Genomic DNA, 17,845 nt, shown 5'->3' with positions numbered 1-17,845 from the left:
TTTCTGGGCCTTGCGGGCTCAACGACTACCATCACATCTTCGTCCAGTTATCCGCCAAAGGTGGGGGAGGCGTTGGTGGGGCCCAGAGGCAGAACTGGAAGATCTTTTGTGTGGAACAATATTGAAGTTTTCTTGATTGATCCCAGACCGAATCTTGCGGAGCCCCTGTCACGATCTCATTGAAAGTGATGAAGATCTCTTAGATGCGTGGGGAAGATGATGAAGAAAGCACTCTGGACGTCTGCTTGGGCTAACGGCTCTCCTGTGGCTAAAAGGTCAGACAGTAGGGTCCCTCCAGTGTCACGCCGGTCAATGATCTCTGCCCTTGGTCTTAGTGCCGGCGCCGGCGCAGTTGGCTTGGCTGCGGCTCCTGCCGCCCAGGCTGCTGAGATCAATGTCGCAGAACTCAGCGCGGTGTACGCCACCACCTCGAGTCTCGCCATCCCTCAACTTTCGGGCGTTGAAAGACGAGGTCGGTTCGGTAAAGTGGGAACGTCTGGCAAGGGTGTCATATCGATTCGCTTCGATCACCAACTCGACCCCTTCATGGCAAAGGTTCAGCCTCTGATGGAGTCACGTCGCCTGCCATACTCGATGGGCATCGTGTCGCGTTCCGTTGAAAACCCTACCGCTGCTTACGAGCCAACAAACACTTCATGGGCAGATATAAAGAAAAAGATCCTGGCGCAGGGTGGGGAGATTTGGGGGCATTCGGCGACACACAGCGACGGAGTATCCGCATACGACGAAATTGTTACGTCAAAGCGAGAGATTGAGGCGCAAGGTATCCGCGTCATAGGCTACCAACAGCCGGGAACCACCTCGTACGCCACAGCGCACACCACAATCGATGCAATGAATGACGAGCCTGGACGACTAATCCGGGAGACTTATGGTCTTTACGAGTCCTCCATACAAGGCAGTAGTCGCAGAGCTATACCTACAGATGGATGCTTTGGCTACGATCATGTCACCCTTGACACACGCAATTTCGCTTGGACAAAAGTAGCGATCGATGAAGCTGCCGCCTACAAGACCGGCATTCAGCTAATGATCCATGCAGAGGCCTTGGATCAGCCGGGCAAGATGACAACAGCGGACTTCCGAGCCGTTTTGGACTATTTGGTGACACTGAGGGACGCGGGAAAAATAGAGGTACTTACCGCATCTGCCTTGGCATTCGCTGACCCCGGAAGCTCGCACCGCCCGAGTATAGTTCCTTACGGTGACTTCGAAGGACAAACCACCGGAACGATTCCGGCCCCTTGGGCAGATTCTGGGGCTGCCTGGAATGTTCAAACGGATGGTGGCCACTCTGGTACAAACTACTTACGTGTAACGTCAGGACTAGCATTGTGCAACACGCAGGCGACGGCGTATGGCATCGATGGGTTTCCGTTCATGTTTGAAGGGTGGGCCCGAGCATCTATCCAAGGGGCCCAATATCGTGTGGGTGCTACCAGCATGATCGGTTCAACAAACACGAACGTTCGCAATGTCATTGGCAACTTGGGCGTCAATGAAGGGTGGAAGTTTTTTCGCGTACCATTTGTCATCCCGCGCGGGTCGAATTTGATCAAGATGTACGTTGGCGTCAATGCCGGTGGACCCATTGACTTCGACGACCTTCGTTGCGTCGCCATTTGACGGGCTCACAAAAGATTTCAAGTATAGGTCGGTGAAGAAAGCGGAGACATGTGGCCGGGCACAGGGTCCGGCTTGGCTGGTTATGCGAGGGGGGCAACTGTGGACAGTTGTGTTGCTGCTTCCGGTAAGAGGCGGTGCGTCAGCGCGCGGGAACACCCTTCACCACTACGTTCGGTCCAACATCGCGCGTAACGACCGCTCCGGCCCCGATGGTAGACCACGGGCCGACGGTAAGACCTGGAAGAATGACCGCTCCAGAACCGACCGTGGTGCCCTCCTTCAACACCACTGATCCAGCAACGTTGGCCCCCGGAAGCACAGTAACGTAATCTTCCAAGATCGCGTCATGCCCGACAGTAGCGTTGTAATTTACGTGGACGTTGTTGCCGATCGTTACGGATGATGAAATATGGCACAGTGCAAGAAATACACACCCTGTGCCCACCGACGTCTCCGGACCGATTATTGCCGCGGTGTGGGCCACAGTCCGAGGCGTCAATCCCTTATCCGTCAGTTCCCCCGACATACGGCGACGAATGTGGGGATCAGCGATTGCTACGACAAAGTATCCGGTGGACGGAACGTCAGAGGGCGAATGAACCGGCACCTCGCGTACACATTGCCCTGCTCGGTATTCATCAAGGAAGCAGACCTGTATCTTTTCGCCAACGGTTCCAGACAGGTTTGTTCTGTGACTAAGGATCGCGTCGTAGGTCTCACGCCCGAATCCTCCAGCGCCAGCGATGAAGATCATCACAGTCCGCGATTAAGCCCGGATGGACCGTAGACTGATGCCCCGTCGAATAGCGATTGTGGGGTACGCGCAATGATTGCGAGATCAAGCCAGAAGGACTTGTTGTCCACGTACCAGACGTCCAAATCGATTCGTTCAGGCCAGGATAAAGTATTTCGTCCATTGATTTGCGCCCATCCCGTCACTCCAGGCTTTACTTCTAAGCGACGCCTTTGGTGGGCGGTGTAACGCTCTACTTGTGAAGCCACTGTTGGGCGTGGACCTACAAGGGACATGTCGCCGCGGAGGACATTTATGAGCTGAGGCAGTTCATCAATACTGCTAGACCTGAGAATGCGACCGGGCTTGGTGATTCGGGAATCGTTCTCAGCGACCAACAACCCCAATCCGTTATGCTCTGCATTGACCGTCATGGTACGTAATTTGTAGATCAAGAACGGTTGACCGTGCAGCCCAATCCTCTCCTGCTTATAAAGTACGGGGCCGCGGTCGGCTAGTTTAATGGCGGCAGCCGCTGCCACTAGCATCGGAAAACTCAGCAAGAGCCCGGTGATGGAACCGACTAGGTCAAGGCATCGACTCGCACGGAAATTCCCCATGGGTGACAGCGTACATGGCGTGGGCGGCTTTTCTGAATCATAAAGGGGAAGGCCAGATCTGCTGGTACCTGGGACGAGGATTTGGCCCCGCCCGTGTTGGCACGATGAGCGGCCCCGAATAGTCGCACAACGGACCAACTCCTGCACGCGGAGGGAGGGTAGTGGATCGAGCTAAGCAAACGGGCCATGCATTCCTTTGGACAGGCCCCCGCAGGGCAATCTATACTGCAGTTGCCCTGATCCGTGGCATGGGCCGGCCGAGATGGGATGGGCCATTCTGCCTTGGCGCAAACCCAGTACCGTTCCGTCGTGTCTTGCCAATGCCGATGTGGAGGGTGGGAACTGCCCCTCGGCTTGGCGCGGCGTGCAGACTCGGCATGGAGCCCCCACTGGTGACGTTTTCTTGGCCACATCGGCGTCGGCTTGAGCATGGGTGAGTGGACGAGCCCCGTGACCTTGAGACGGGTGTGTTCACCCTCACCGCCGGAGGCTGCCCGTGCTACTTCTCTGAGGCTGTTCCTAATCGGCGGGAACTACGCCTAGGGTGCCAGTGCAGCCAATTTCGGGAAGATGGCGTTGCCGATGTAAACCTTTCCGTTGGCGATGAACACCTCACCGTTGGACATGTAGTGGTCCTTGCCAAAGTCAAGTACCTGTAGTGCCTGGCCAATGCCCGGAAGGTAGAAATTCGCGAAGTGCGTACCGGCAGTGGAGGTGTCCGAGACGTTAAGGTAAAAAATTTCAGTTTCGGGATCCACTGCCCCGTAGTAGCCAAGCTCAAAAAACCTGTCCCCGGCTGCCCCTCCTGGCACGGCGATGTTTCGGTGCCAGTTCGAAGACGCAGAGTAAGCCTTTTTGGTGTTCCGGTCCACGACGGCCACGGAGAACCCGAACCTGTCAGATGCGAGCCACACCCAGCGCGGGGAGAAACTGATCTGAACGCTCTGCCATTCGTTTGTGCCCCCGGCAAGCACCGTCTCCCAAGTGCCGGGCGCGCCATGCTTTGTGGAACGGATAAGTCCGGCGCTTGCGTCGTTGTCGCCGAGTGTTACGTAGATATGGCCAGGATTATAGGGGTCCTCCTTCACACCATGGACATGCTTCACGGACCGATCCGGACCCCATACGGTTTCCCACGTTAGACCATCGGATGAACGGTGGATCAACGGCCCACCAGCGGCAGCGATGTCAACCCCGTCCGCCTCGTACTCTCCCAAGAATAGATATTGAGAGCCCGCGTTGAATGCCGTCCTCATCCCGGACGTTCCCGGGATAAGGGTCTTGACCGGAGTGCTCCACGCACCAAAGGGAGTCCCCTTTGCTTTCTGTTGTGTGCGGTAGATACCGGATATTCCCGAGGCTGTGTCCTGATACAGCGCATAGACGTAGCCCCTGAATGTCACTGCTTTCAGGATACTGAGCGGTGTAACACCGGCAGGGCTGGACCTATTAACCCAGCTCACTCCTCCGTCATCTGACTGGGAAAGAATTCCCCACGAGGCATTTCGCCCATAAAGCACACCTGTTGCTTCGTCCACACCGATCACGCCAATGGTGGCTGGAGATGTGGTCTTGGTTGGGGCTGCGAAAGGCTTAGGTGTTGAGATCAGGGTGCGCCGGGCATAGTCCGCGGAAATGTCAGGAAGCTGTGCGGGGGGAATCTTCCCATTCGCGTCCAAGGTTGCGACGCCCGACGGCGCGGCCTTTTCAGCAAGTGGTATATACGCGTTGAGCTCGCCGGTGGCAGCTTGGGCGCCGTCGGCACGCATGGCTGACACTGCTGAGGCACCAGTTAGCGCGGTCATCAGTGTTCCTAACCGGAGAAGCCCTCGGCGCTGTACGCCGAGATGATCTGGCGATGCCGGCTGGTTATCAGTACCAATTTCTTTTGCCATATGCAGAAGCTATTTGGCTGGGAACTGCGCAGCCACCGTGGCAGCTACTTGTTTTAGATCACCACCAGTACTCATGCTAAGTGGAGCTACTCGCCTGTGAATCGGTAAGAAGCCAGGATTGTCCAATTGAGCAGGAAGATGAGGTTGGAGCGTCGGCGAATGGGGGACACCGGATGCAGCCCTAGGGACCTCCAGGGCGGTTTGCAGATCTCCACCAGCCCCCCACTGACCTTCCGAATTGATATTGCTAAGCCGCTTGCGAGAAGAATCTTGACGTCCGATTGTCCTCCTTTCGGGGCTTGAAACTCTTGGACACAATGAGGCCATGGGTACAGGGGAAGTTTCGCTACACGCTGCACAGGTTCGGTACGTTCAAGGAAGCGGCTCCGTAGCATCGGCCGAACTAGCGGTAGCGAACGTTACTCCCGGCTCGGGCGCTGGGCTCGACAATCTAAGGCAGTGCCGAGTGAGCCGCACGACGAAAGCCGACTTGGAAGTCTTGGCCATCAGCTCCGACGAAAAGATCAAATCGACATGTTCGTATCAACCGCAAATCGAGTGAAAGATGGCCCACCTACCCGTCCTGTTCGGTTTGCGCTAGCACTGACAGAGCATTGCACTATTATGGCGGGGGGTGCTGGATAGGGTGACCTGCGAGTTTGTTACGGCAGGCCGCGTTGGCGCCGGGACTCCAAAAAATTGATGATTGTGGCTCCAGGAAAGGGACACAGCCGGAATGAAGATCTCATTGCCTTCGGGGGACGATGACAGTCCTCTGGATTGTGCACATCAGTTTGTTGGAGTTTGCCGCACGTGCCAAGGGGCGAACACGAGGCAAGGCCAAGGATCCGCGAATTCAACAACCAACGATAGCGCAGGGCAGAACGAAGGTCTGCCGCCAGTTTTCACCGTCATCGGTCGACATGCGCGTCCTAAATGGTGTCAAGACTTCCAAAGCCTTTAGCACTCGAGGCGCTAGACGGCTAACTCAGCGCCCAACATCCATTTGGGCGGAACGGTAGGCATCCAATGCCCTGTGCTGCAATCGAGTGTTACGTGATGCGCGACATATAGGAATCCTCCGTAAATGCAACAAGACGGCAGCATTCGTTCACAGCGAGTTTGCAAACCTTACAAACTTGCTATGGATGCTGCGTGCAGCGAGATTTTGGCGATATTCGCATGCTGAGGGAGCTTAGTGCAGTGGTATTCATAGGAGTCTCGTCTCTGCGTTCGCCGGTCCCGGTAGGGCCCGAGCTGCTAGTGAGGGGCCGAGGCGTCCACCGCGGGGTCCGCCAACACTGGGCAAGTTACTGAGGCCGTTTAGTAGATCTACGAACTTCGATGGGTTGTGCTTCTGAAGCTTTAGGTTCGAAAGTCCTTCGGACTTTGTAGCCCGGATGCTTCCCAAGGACAGGCCAGGTACCGTCCGAACTGCACACTAGTGACGACTGGGCGTGGTGCCGTTGTCACGCACTAGACGGCGGGGTTCCGGCCACCTCGTTGGCTGCGCGCTCAACGCTTCTTATCAAAGCCTAGGAATCTCCAGTAGATAAATAATCCTCAAAGTACTCGCCTGCTTTTCCAAGTACCTGATCGCACTGAAGACGCGTAGTCGCCACTGTGGTTCTCACAAAGTCATCCAATTAGCTTTTTGAGCAACAAGCCAGGACTTTGAGAGGCACCGATGCGGACCGTGTACAGCAATCTGACAAATACTTCCCGACCGGATTTCGGGGGTTGCGGCCATGACTCCTGAAAGTAACCAGCGGGAACTTGACATCAAAAACGCCGCAGTTGTTAAACGCCGCCGGCTTCTTGCGCTCGGAACTTTAGTTACAAGCATTTCTGCAGCAACAACCTTTAGTTCAGGAACCGCCAACGCTGCCCCAGGCGATGTAAGCCAGCCGACGGCTTATGTACCAGTCACCGAGAAGGGAATGCCGACCGGAGTTGCGACATTAGACGACAACGCCAAAATTCCTTCAAACCAGCTCCCGAACCTTTCGGCTACATATGCCCCCGGCGGATTGGCTCCTACTTCCGCAAAACCTCGTAAGCCGCTGCTGTCAAAAATGATTACTACCTTCGCCCCTGGACACGGCTGGTACAGCTACCATGGGGCAGCGTCGTTCTCCGCGGACGATTCCACAGACTACGCATTAGGCGCTCAATCTACGAAACTTATCAGCGATACTCGAAATTCCCCCGCGATAATGAGAAGTCCGAAGCTTACAATTGATGCAACGAGCAAGCAATTTGTAATCTGGATAAAAGTCGATGGCGCGGCGAACCTGACGGAAATGAATCTTTATGCAGGCGACGCGTCTCTAGCGAATCATTATAATTGGACCATCGCAGACGGCGGCGGTGTTGCACAACAAGTATTTCGCGAAGGCGAATGGGCGCAGGTTGTACTTGGCTTCGCTGATGCTTACGTAGTTGGTGCACCGTCGCGATCGACTATTGTTCAGTTGCAATTCCGGATTCGCGCTAGCGCTGGAAAGGCTGTCACCGCACATCTGGGTGGTATCGGGTTATCCGCTGAATTGCCCCTGTTCCCTAAGGGAGTGATATCCATCACATGCGACGACTCCTATGTATCGCAGTTCACGCACCTCAAAACGGCTCTGGATAGATATGGCTGGGGTGCAACCGCATATACCATTGTCGACCGACTTGGAGTCCCAGGCTTTATGACACTTGAGCATCTGAAAGAACTCGAGAGGGTTCACGGTTGGGAAATTGGTGGTCACTCTTACACGATGGCCCACCACGGTAAGGGTTACGGAAATATGACTGATGCTGAAGTCGAGGCCGACATAAAGCTTCTAAAGACTTGGCTGGTTGATAATAACTTTATCGGTGCAGATCACATGGCTTACCCCTTAGGTTCCTACACGCCGGCTTCCCAAGCAATCATCGGAAAGTATTTCGCCACGGGGCGAACCGTCACTAGCCGGCTCGTGGAAACACTTCGTCCTTCAGACCGAATGCGTCTTCGTTCTCTTTCCATGTCAAACACCATTCCGCTGTCTACGGCCAAGGCGCTGGTAGACAGGGTGGCCGCACAAAAGGGGTGGGGTATTCTCACTTTCCATGACATCGTAGCCATCCCAACAGTGGGTACCCACTGGTCTGTTGCCGACACGCTAGCCCTCATTGATTACATAGCAACCAAGGACGTAGTAGTTATGACTGTAGGCGATGTGACCGCGCGGCTTGCAACAAGCTAAGCAGGGGCGTTTTGAAACCCTCTAAATTTGTCTGTTCTCAAATCAGATGTAGCAGAATGGACGAACACGAAAAGGGTTCCGAACTAGCGGGTGCCGAAAGTTTCAACGCGCGTCGCGACTGACTAACGCGCACTCGGGACTTGGTCAGCGGGGTCAACCAAGTTCCTGTTCCTGATGAGCGGGTAGCATTAAGTGTTGACTATCGCGATTGGGAGCTCCATGAATCGAATCTTGGGCCCGAGATGGGTGTTCCCCGTCTACTGGACTGTTTTTCTGACTGCGACGCTTGTGCTCCAGCCTACGAGCACCTTCGATGCACACGCGGCGGTCATCATCGTCTTGTATTGCGGTATGTTTCTGTTTTGGGCCACCGTAGCAACCCTAGGACAGCCGGTACCGGGAAGCCCTGGGGCCTCCAGCCCATGTAGTTTTGCACGAAAAGTGCCGCATCTGCGCCCTAACACAATCAAGTGGGCTAGTGCTGTGGGCGCGGTCGGGAACATGACGGCTGCGCTTATGGCACTCCGTAACAGCCAAGCTAGTTTGGCTGACGTTCTGACCCTGCAGGGGCTAGCTGAATCGACCAACTCCCTGGCTGTTGAGCGCTACTCTGGTGGCCAGAGTGACGGCATGCTTGTTTTCCTTCTTCTCGGAATCGGCTACGTTGCTGCGCTCGTGGCGCCCTTCATACGGCTCACTGAGTCTAAGAGACAGACATGGTGGACGATACTTCCTGCGCTGACATCGCTCGCCTATGCTGCCGTTACGTCTGCTCGGCTGGGCTTTCTTGTAGCGGCCGCACTAACAGCTGGTGGTGTTATTGCCTGCACCGTGATAAAGAACGGTTCTGCTCCCAAGGTTCGGATTAAAACTGTGGTTAGCGTTGCCCTCGTAGCAGTGATATTGGGTGTTCTTTTCACTGGGATCGGTGTACTGCGCACGGGTAGACTTGACCCTGAAGTCATTCAAGCTACAACGGATAAACAGGCCTCTTACACGGTTGGCGCAGTCGGCGCATTTTCGTCCTGGTACAAAGATTATGGTACTGGTATGGGCCGGGACCTTGGTTATGGCACCGCCACAATTGCCGGTATGGAATATTTGACTGGACAAGACCGAGCCGCTACACGTGCGTATGGAGAGTTCGCGATCATTGACGCTAGCGGACGCACATCAAATGTTTACACGGTGTTCCGTGGTCTGATGCTCGATTTTGGCATTGCTGGCACACTTAGTTTCCTGGCTGTGGCTGGTTTTGTGTTCGGACGGCTGTATATAAAAGCGGTTAATGGATCAATTGTTGCAGCATCTCTCGTGGGTTTTGGGTACGCTAGCATCCTTTTTTCGGGTTGGATGGCAACAACGACCTTCACAAACATCCTTGTTGTTACGGTAGCTGCTCCGGCGGTCCTGCTTTTTTCCAAACGACTCGAACATGAGGGTAAGCGCTCGTTTCTTCGTCGTCCACGACACAGGCCCGAATTGCGCCGTTTACGCGACCAGGTTCTTTAAGCTCGAAGGCGCCTACCCAGGCTTGGCTGCGCAACAAACGCCCCAAACCAGGGCTTGATTTCTGTTCATGAAGCCCACATGATCAGCCCAAGCTCAGTTGTTGTTCACAAAGATTCGGTGCCACGGTGCACATTCATCGACTCCTTTTAGGCGCGATCGAATTGGCGCCGAACTGGCGTGGAAGATGCACAAATCCCTGTATTGTTTGTAACCATGTGTGGAATCGTGGGATATGTGGGTCGTTCTGTTGACGGTGTAATTGACGGTCACAGTGCTTTGGATGTTGTCCTTGAGGGGCTGCGCCGTTTGGAGTACCGGGGCTACGACTCCGCCGGGGTGGCTGTGGTGTCGCAGGGCGCGATTGAGTCTCGGAAGAAGTCGGGGAAGCTGAGCAACCTGATTGCTGAGCTGGAGGCCAGGCCGTTGCCGGAGACGGTGACCGGGATTGGTCACACCCGCTGGGCCACGCACGGTGGTCCGACGGACCGGAACGCCCACCCGCACCTGGCCGACGGCGGCAAGCTCGCCGTGATCCATAACGGCATCATCGAAAACTTTGCCGAGCTGAAGCTTGAGCTGCTCGAAAAGGGTGTGGAGTTCCTCTCCGAGACGGACACCGAGGTGGCCGCGGCACTTTTGGCGGAGATTTTCCGGAACAAGCTGGGCGGGGACGCGTCCAACGGCGGCCTGACCCGGGCCATGGAACTGGCCTGCCAGCGGCTCGAGGGTGCCTTCACGCTGCTCGCGGTCCACGCGGACCAGCCCGACGTGGTGGTTGCCGCCCGCCGGAACTCACCGCTGGTGGTGGGTTTGGGTGAGGGGGAGAACTTCCTGGGCTCGGACGTGTCCGGCTTTATTGACTACACCCGCCGGGCCGTGGAGCTGGGCCAGGACCAGATCGTCACAATCACCGCGGACACCGTGGACATCACGGACTTCTTCGGCAACCCGGCCGCGGGCAAGGAATACCACGTGGACTGGGACCCGGCCTCGGCGGAAAAGGGCGGCTTCTCCTCATTCATGGAGAAGGAAATCCATGACCAGCCCGACGCCGTGGCGCAGACCCTGCTGGGCCGGTCGGACCTGGACGGGAAACTGACCCTGGATGAGATCCGGATCGACCCGGAGCTCCTCAAGCAGGTCAACAAGATCATCGTGCTGGCCTGCGGCACCGCCGCCTATGCGGGCACCGTGGCGAAGTACGCCATTGAGAACTGGTGCCGGATCCCCACCGAGGTGGAGCTGGCGCACGAGTTCCGCTACCGCGACCCGATCCTGGACGAAAAGACCCTGGTGGTTTCGATCAGCCAGTCCGGCGAAACGATGGACACGCTGATGGCCGTCCGGTACGCCCGGGAACAGGGTGCGAAGACCATTTCGATCTGCAACACCAACGGCTCCACCATCCCGCGTGAATCCGACGCGGTGCTGTACACGCACGCCGGCCCGGAAATCGCGGTGGCCTCCACCAAGGCGTTCCTGGCCCAGATCACGGCGGCGTACCTGCTGGGCATGTACCTGGCACAGCTGCGCGGCAACATGTTCGAAGGTGAGCTAAAGGACGTCCTGGCGGACCTGAACAAGATCCCGGCCAAGATCCAGAGCATCCTAGACAACGCCGGCCCGCTGCGCGAGCTCGCCCGGAGCATGGCCGACGAAACGTCCGTGCTGTTCCTGGGCCGGCACGTCGGCTACCCGGTGGCCCTGGAGGGTGCGCTGAAGCTCAAGGAAATCGCCTACATCCACGCCGAGGGCTTCGCCGCCGGTGAACTCAAGCACGGCCCCATCGCCCTGATCGATGAAGGCAAGCCGGTGTTCGTGATTGTCCCGTCCCCGCGCGGCCGCGAATCGCTGCACGCCAAGGTCATCAGCAACATCCAGGAAATCCGTGCCCGCGGCGCCCGGACCATGGTGATCGCCGAGGAAGGCGACGAAGCCGTGAAGGCCTACGCCGAGCACGTCTTCTACGTCCCGGAAACCCCGACGCTGCTGATGCCGCTGCTGACCACCGTCCCGCTGCAGATCTTCGCCGCCGAACTCGCCGCGGCCAAGGGCTACGACGTGGACCAGCCCCGCAACCTCGCCAAAAGCGTCACCGTTGAATAGAAGCGCATTCAACGCTTCGGTCATTCGGTCGGCCGGCAGTTGTTGCGGTGTGGTGCTCTCGGAGAGCCTTGGATCTAGAAGGCCCTCTTGTTGTTATCGGATCTCAGCTTTCGAAAGCGCGGCAACGTGCGAGCGGCTCAGCGTGGTCTGCCTCAATGGTTTAACAGCTGGGGTTTAAGGCCACTTTCACGAAAGCGGCGCTTTCATAGGCAAAGTGGTAAGCCCACGAGCCATCCCGTGCAGGGGACAGCACGGGCATGGACTGTTTGATGGCGATCATGCTGAGGTCACCCGTGTAGCAGCGCCGGAGGATTACGCGAGCCCTCGTGACATGCGTCTGAGCGGTTAGCACGTTCGCACTATCCCATCCGTGTTCTTCGGAAAGAGTTCGAAGAGCGCGAGCTTCGCCTTGGGTGGTTATGGGGTCGGGCGCAAAACAAATGATCCGGTACTCACGCTTTTGAGTGCACAAAGCAGGGCGCGTTGCTGTAGCGTTCGCGGGCGCGGATATGACAAGCGTACGAGCGTAACCCTCGTCCATAAGCTCTTCGGCAAAGGGAATGCGGTCATGAGATGGTGCGAGCACCACCAGAACATCAGAAGGCGTAGGTCCTTCAGTTGTCGGGAGGACGTAAAGGAAGAAACCGAAGGAGGACAGGGCGAACAGCCCCCCGGCGAACCACCCTGCTGTTCGCAGCAGCAACCCTTTCAAGTGCTCGGCACAATAGTCTTTGGGGTCGGTCTGTGCCATATCGTCGCTGTCTTCGGTAGTGAAAAGGGGATATGTCTTGAAGAGACACCTATGAAAATACACCGCTTGAGCAATCTTCAAACACTTCACTTTTGATGCTCTCTCGCTTCACAACTTCGAGCCCAGTCGATCCAGCGGCGTTACCTCGAGCAGAGGGTGGGCCGGCCCCCACAGCGCTGGGGTCATCTGTCCCCGCATTAGGAGCAGGCAAAAGGAACCAAACAGGAACATCGCCAGGCTGCCAGTTGGACTACCGTGGCGGGGCTTCCTGTCCGAACCCAGCACGACGAAGCCTGTGGTTCCTTTCGAGCGCGTGCAAACGTGCATCCCGTGTCAACGAATGAGGTGACACGGCATCTCCGCAGACGCCACGTCCGGGCAGGTGGACATTCGAGTAATCGCTTTTGAAAAACGCAGGTAGCGAGTACTGATGCCTTGCCTCGGTACGCCTGCTTAGGTCTTGCTATGGATAAGGAAATGAAGACGCCGCCAGCCCTGTTTGGGTTTAGCAACGGTGCAGCTTGGGTAGCGGCTGACGTGTTTGTAACTCGCTTGGCTGGCGGACACCTGCTGGTCGAGCGGTGGGCTGGGGGCGGTGTTCGGTCGGCCGTGGTCCCAGCAGGGAGTCAAGGACTTATGCAGGTTATGTGGACGAAGCTCAATCAGCTTGCAGTGGATGTGCCCCCTTTCATGCAGGCTTAGCGCTCGCGCCTCAAGATCGCGAAGGATGATGAACGTACATTCATCCCCGCAGCCCGAAACATGTTTGGCGAATTGGGAGGAAGCGACTTCCCCCTACACAGCCGCAATGCCCGTGGGGTGACGCTTGTGGAAACGTGGCCGGGACCCTTTCCCACGGTCGAGCGTGCCAGATGGAGGGGGCTGCAATGATCTGCGGCCCCAGCGGGAAGGGAGACGAAATGCCAGCACCCGTCGTTCAGTGCGAGCGTTAGCGCGGTTCGGGGTCCGACGCGGCCGGGAGGACATGTCCCTTCATTTCCTCCTCACCAAAGACCCGCGTAACGTTCCGCCGATTTCTTCGCGATGGCGGGCGAGTGCTGGAAACGCTTCGACGCCCGGCGCAGAGTCCAGCCCCTCTCGATGACCATCTGGGCGAGCTTACCTTGACATTAGATGTCAGGCCGGCGTTGGCATGGATAGGGCACGGGATCTTGGTGTGGAGATGGGTACGATAACCCAAGTCGGTACCGGAGGTTCTCGCCTTCGCCTTACGTCACGCTGTTCACTGCCTCCTTGGGAGCTACACCTGGTGCTCGGTACGTTCTGCGGGCCCTTGCGCTATCCAATGCTCCTCGTACGACGGTTCTGGCTCGCGCTGAACTTCCATTTGGGGGTGACGTTTCGTAACAAACATCGTGACTTGATCAAACCTTGAGGGTGTGTTTCTACTATCGCGGCATGGGTAGATATGGGGGCACGTACGGAGCGCGGTACTCGCGGCGGGAGCTGAGGCAGCGGAATATAAGGGTACTTTCCTATTTTCTGCTGAGTGCTCTGGCCGTCCTTACGGTGGCTGTCGTACTCATGGCATTGGGGACGTAGCTTCTCTTGGCTGCGCGTCTGTATTGGCGCGACTTGTTATTGCATCTGTCACGTGATTAGGTCAGGTTGATTCCGGATCTCTGTGACCGATGGAGGCTGTGTGGCTATACCCGAATACGCGTTTGCGTTCAGTGCGACGTTGGGCGCCCTGGTGGTTCCCTTTATTGTCTTACACCAGATGCTCTGGCTTGACTGCGGCGCCGTCCGCGTCAAAGGTTTTGCCGCTCCAGAAGGTGACAACCGTTAGTCATGCCGTACATCGACATTAACCCTTATAAGGGTCGCCCCAAATGGCAGGGTTACGCGGTATTAGCCGTCATCTTGGCCTTAACGGCTGGCGTAGTTTGTGCGGCTCTCGTGCGTCTATGAAGCGGTCTGTCTGTCCAAACACCTAGACTTACTGTTTGAACAAGTGCAGCACGAAAGTTTGCCGAAACGTCTTGGGGGACATACATGCCCGATCCGGCGGATCAGAACGCACGCGCCAATGCAGAAGGTGCAGGGCAGTCGCAACGGCGTAGGCGTGACCTTCGTCGTGCCGACCGCGACTTTACGGATGCTCGGACAGGAACCATGCCTTCTGTAACACCAGGACATTCAACTCAGCCCGACGCGGAGACGCGCCGGACCTCTTGGGCGGAGGCGGCAGCCGCAGCGGATGCTGCGAGTCCGGCGGCCCCGGCCAGGCCACCGGCACCTTCAGATGCCGTTACCTCGGTCTCTGGCGCTCCGGCCGGAGCGGTTGCATCGGCTCCCTCTCCCATGCCTGCTGAAACTCCCGTTCTTCGCCGGACCCGTCCCACGGTAAGCGAAACCAATGCTGAAAGCCGAATGCCGGACTTCATCAGCTCACCAGGGCTATTTGTGAAAGAACAAAAGCCGCGACCCACCGGAGGGTTTCGTGGTGCCCTATACAGGTTGTCAGGCGGAGCTTGGAATCTGGGTCCCGGTGCGAAGCAGCGCCAGGAGGACGAATTGGCCCGCCGGATCTCTCGCCAATTGCAGGGAAGCTATAACACCGCCGTGCTGAGTCTTAAAGGTGGCATCGGCAAAACCTCTACCACCGTCGGCGTAGGCTTGACCCTCGCGGAATTCCGGGGAGACGCTCCCTGCGCTATTGATGCCAACCCTGACTCTGGAGACTTGGTTGAGCGTGCTCTGGGGGAAGGCATTTACCAACAGGCGAGTCCTAGAACCATCACTGACCTGCTCGAAAACATCGAGACCATTGACTCACTAACGGCTCTGGCGCGGTACATGCATCACGCAGGTCGTTTGCACCTGATAGCGGGGGAGCAGGACCCGGAGGTTTCGGACTCCCTGACGGCGGAGGAATATCTGCGGATTCGTAAACTTGTCTCAAGTTACTATTCTGTGGCGCTCACGGATTGTGGGACAGGTGTCACTCACAATGCCATGAGCGGGATTCTGCAGTCAGCCGACAACTTGGTGATTGCGGCCGGCTACGCTGTCAGCGGCGCAAAGCGTGCCCGTAGCACCCTGCTTTGGCTGGCGAGCCATGGTTACGAAGACCTAGCACGGAACGCAATCGTGGTGATCACGGACAAGGACGAAGTGTCCTCCCGTGTGGACAAGGATGCGATCGAGGAACATCTTGCCGGCATTTGCCGTGAGCTTATTGCCGTCCCGCACGACCGGGGCGTTGCAGACGGTGATCTCGTGACCCTGGATGTGCTTAGGCCCGAAACACGACGTGCCTACAAGGAAATTGCAGCAGCCATCGTGGATGGGTACCACATGTGAAAGACAGGCAGCCGATACCCAGCAGGATTTCCCACTGGCCCTGAAACTTGCAGCAGAAAATTCATGAACGGTAGGCGCCGGCATCGCCGCCCGTCCAAGCCGCAAGGGCGGAAAATACCGGGTGCAATGGCCCTGTCCGTGACCGGCGCGATGGTCCCCGCGCCCAATTAAACGGGCCAATTTCAGGGAAGGACTTGCGCCTGCCTTGATCGGATCACACCGGCCCTAATTCGGATGGCACGACGTCGATGGTGCGTCCGGCGACGCGGGTATAAGCGTGCGGCCGAGAGATGCGCACGTTCTCTGCCACCTTCTTACGGACACTCCGCCGACCCGGTTGAGCTCGGAAATAATGCGTCCGATCGACGTCGTACAGCCTGACCGGTGTGGTCAGGACGTTCTTTGGTGGCGGTGCTGCCGGCGTGGACCCCAAAACGCGGGCGAAGTGGATGCTAAGAACCTTCGGCTGACCGGCGTGGCACGCCAGGCTAAAGCAACTCCACCGAATTGGGTAGCAGGCCTTCATACTGCCCACTTGCGGTGTGTTTGGCGAAGACAGGTCCGCCACGATCAAATCAATCACCCCGAGTGTTACTCTCGGCTTGAACCTGATTATCGATAACCGTGGGTATTGAAGGGGGGTGGCCCTCCGTCCGCAAGGTCACAGAGCTAACGCTAACTTTCTAGCAACGGGTCTGCGATGGCGGCAAGGCAGCAGACTTCTTCAGCTTCAGGTGAAGTCGTCGAAAAGACACACTCCTCGCTTACATCTAGCCAGCACAAGCACCCCTGATCCTGCCAAGACGTGGGCGCAAGTCCTCTTGGCCAGCTTAAAGCCAGCCATTAGATTCGGCTTACGTGACGTGCAATGGATGTCGCGTGCTGGCGTTGTGCTCGCTTCCGCCTCCCGGAACTCCAAGAGCTGGCGGGTACAATCGACGCCTAGATGAACGCACACTGCTTTGCCGGAGGTACGGAGAAACAATGTCGGAATGGCTCGAAGTCGGCGCAAACAACTACGTGCTGGTAACCGAAGGATCGCTGCTCAACACCGGACTGATCGTGGGTTCCGAACGGGCCATGGTGATTGACACCGGCTGCGGTCCCAGGCAGGGCGGGGAAATCCTGGACGCAGTTCGGGAAAAAACGCACCTGCCACTCGTCGTCGTCAACACGCACGCCCATTACGACCACTTCTTCGGCAATGCGGTATTCGCGGAAGCCGGCGTCACCGAATTTTGGGGGCACCAGAACTGCGCCACCGAAATTGATGAGCGCGGGGATCTCCAGCGCAGCTTCGTCGGGACGCTGGAACCGGAGATGTCCGCCGGGGAAGGTCAGAACGTCGACCTTGTGGTGCCCAATGCCATCGTGAAGGACCAACCTGTTTTGGTGGATCTCGGAGGGCTGACCGCTACCCTGTTCCACCTGGGCCGGGGCCACACCGACGGCGACCTGCTGGTGGGCACACCCACTACCGTGTTCGTGGGCGACCTTGTGGAGCAGGGTGCGCACCCGTCCTTCGAAGACTCCTATCCCGAGGAGTGGGCGGACGCTCTCCGGCACATCTCTGCGCTGCGCCACCGCTACGAGTTCCTGATTCCCGGGCACGGGAAGCCGTGCAGCGACCAGTTCGTAAAAACCATGGCGAACACTATGACCACCGCTGTCCGGCAGGCCCGCCAGTCGATCCGTGATACCCCGAGTGATGCGACCAAGGCCATTCCGGTGCTGCCTTACGGACCGGAACAGTCGCGCTGGTTCATCAAGCGTCTCCAGGAGACCCGCCGGGAGCACTAGCTGGTAGTCGCTTCCGTGCGCTTGCTATGTCCATCCTTGACCCAACCCTCGGTTGATTATTCGCAACTTGAGCCTGACCCTGGAGGTTCGGGCTTGTCAGGTAGTACGGGCAGCACGGGAGGAGCCGGACATGACTATCACCGAATCCGCTGTGGCTCTTGACGGCATGCTGGCCTCACTGGGTGGCGGGTCTTTGCCCTCCGACCTAATCGGCGCCA

Annotated in this window: 10 protein-coding genes; 6 read left to right on the top strand and 4 right to left on the bottom strand. The window is 57.4% G+C overall.

Annotated features, from left to right (window positions below; genetic code table 11):
• Positions 1–312: 312 nt before the first annotated feature.
• Positions 313–1,647, top strand: a complete 1,335-nt coding sequence (locus tag ACZ9BC_RS13705; protein WP_476246377.1) for a polysaccharide deacetylase family protein — start codon at positions 313–315, stop codon at positions 1,645–1,647.
• Positions 1,648–1,786: 139 nt separating this feature from the next.
• Here the strand turns inward: ACZ9BC_RS13705 and ACZ9BC_RS13700 are convergent, their stop codons facing one another.
• From ACZ9BC_RS13700 to ACZ9BC_RS13690, 3 genes are all read right to left on the bottom strand, one after another.
• Positions 1,787–2,401 carry a NeuD/PglB/VioB family sugar acetyltransferase gene (locus ACZ9BC_RS13700; protein WP_476246500.1) on the bottom strand — a complete coding sequence of 205 codons (615 nt, stop codon included), beginning with the start codon at positions 2,399–2,401 and terminating at the stop codon, positions 1,787–1,789.
• A complete protein-coding gene (locus ACZ9BC_RS13695) occupies positions 2,401–3,000 on the bottom strand; it encodes a sugar transferase (RefSeq protein WP_476246376.1) in 600 nt (199 codons plus the stop codon). Before ACZ9BC_RS13695 ends, ACZ9BC_RS13700 begins: the two co-directional genes overlap by 1 nt.
• Positions 3,001–3,539: 539 nt before the next feature.
• Positions 3,540–4,805 (bottom strand): hypothetical protein, encoded by a 1,266-nt coding sequence (locus ACZ9BC_RS13690; protein WP_476246375.1) that lies wholly within the window; start codon positions 4,803–4,805, stop codon positions 3,540–3,542.
• A 1,838-nt stretch (positions 4,806–6,643) separates the two neighbouring features.
• Here ACZ9BC_RS13690 and ACZ9BC_RS13685 point away from each other — a divergent pair.
• The 3 genes from ACZ9BC_RS13685 (at position 6,644) to glmS (ending at position 11,749) form a co-directional block, all read left to right on the top strand.
• The gene (locus ACZ9BC_RS13685; RefSeq protein WP_476246374.1) at positions 6,644–8,131 is read left to right on the top strand and encodes a polysaccharide deacetylase family protein; all 1,488 of its coding nucleotides are present in this window, start codon (positions 6,644–6,646) and stop codon (positions 8,129–8,131) included.
• A gap of 219 nt (positions 8,132–8,350) precedes the next feature.
• Positions 8,351–9,643: an O-antigen polymerase gene (locus ACZ9BC_RS13680; RefSeq protein WP_476246499.1), complete on the top strand. Its 1,293-nt coding sequence runs from the start codon at positions 8,351–8,353 to the stop codon at positions 9,641–9,643.
• Positions 9,644–9,856: 213 nt separating this feature from the next.
• Entirely contained in the window at positions 9,857–11,749 is a 1,893-nt protein-coding gene (gene glmS, locus ACZ9BC_RS13675; protein WP_476246498.1) for a glutamine--fructose-6-phosphate transaminase (isomerizing), read from the top strand.
• A 160-nt stretch (positions 11,750–11,909) separates the two neighbouring features.
• Here the strand turns inward: glmS and ACZ9BC_RS13670 are convergent, their stop codons facing one another.
• Entirely contained in the window at positions 11,910–12,581 is a 672-nt protein-coding gene (locus ACZ9BC_RS13670) for a YdcF family protein (protein WP_476246373.1), read from the bottom strand.
• A 2,055-nt stretch (positions 12,582–14,636) separates the two neighbouring features.
• Between ACZ9BC_RS13670 and ACZ9BC_RS13665 the strand changes: the two genes are divergently transcribed.
• Positions 14,637–15,827 carry a MinD/ParA family ATP-binding protein gene (locus ACZ9BC_RS13665; protein WP_476246372.1) on the top strand — a complete coding sequence of 397 codons (1,191 nt, stop codon included), beginning with the start codon at positions 14,637–14,639 and terminating at the stop codon, positions 15,825–15,827.
• Between the two features lie 984 nt (positions 15,828–16,811).
• Positions 16,812–17,627 (top strand): MBL fold metallo-hydrolase, encoded by an 816-nt coding sequence (locus ACZ9BC_RS13660; protein WP_476246371.1) that lies wholly within the window; start codon positions 16,812–16,814, stop codon positions 17,625–17,627.
• The last annotated feature ends 218 nt before the right edge of the window (positions 17,628–17,845 follow it).

This window comes from Pseudarthrobacter sp. TE3704 (assembly GCF_056279405.1).
Note: the sequence above shows the minus strand (reverse complement) of the source record. Positions and strands in the feature narration are given on the sequence as shown.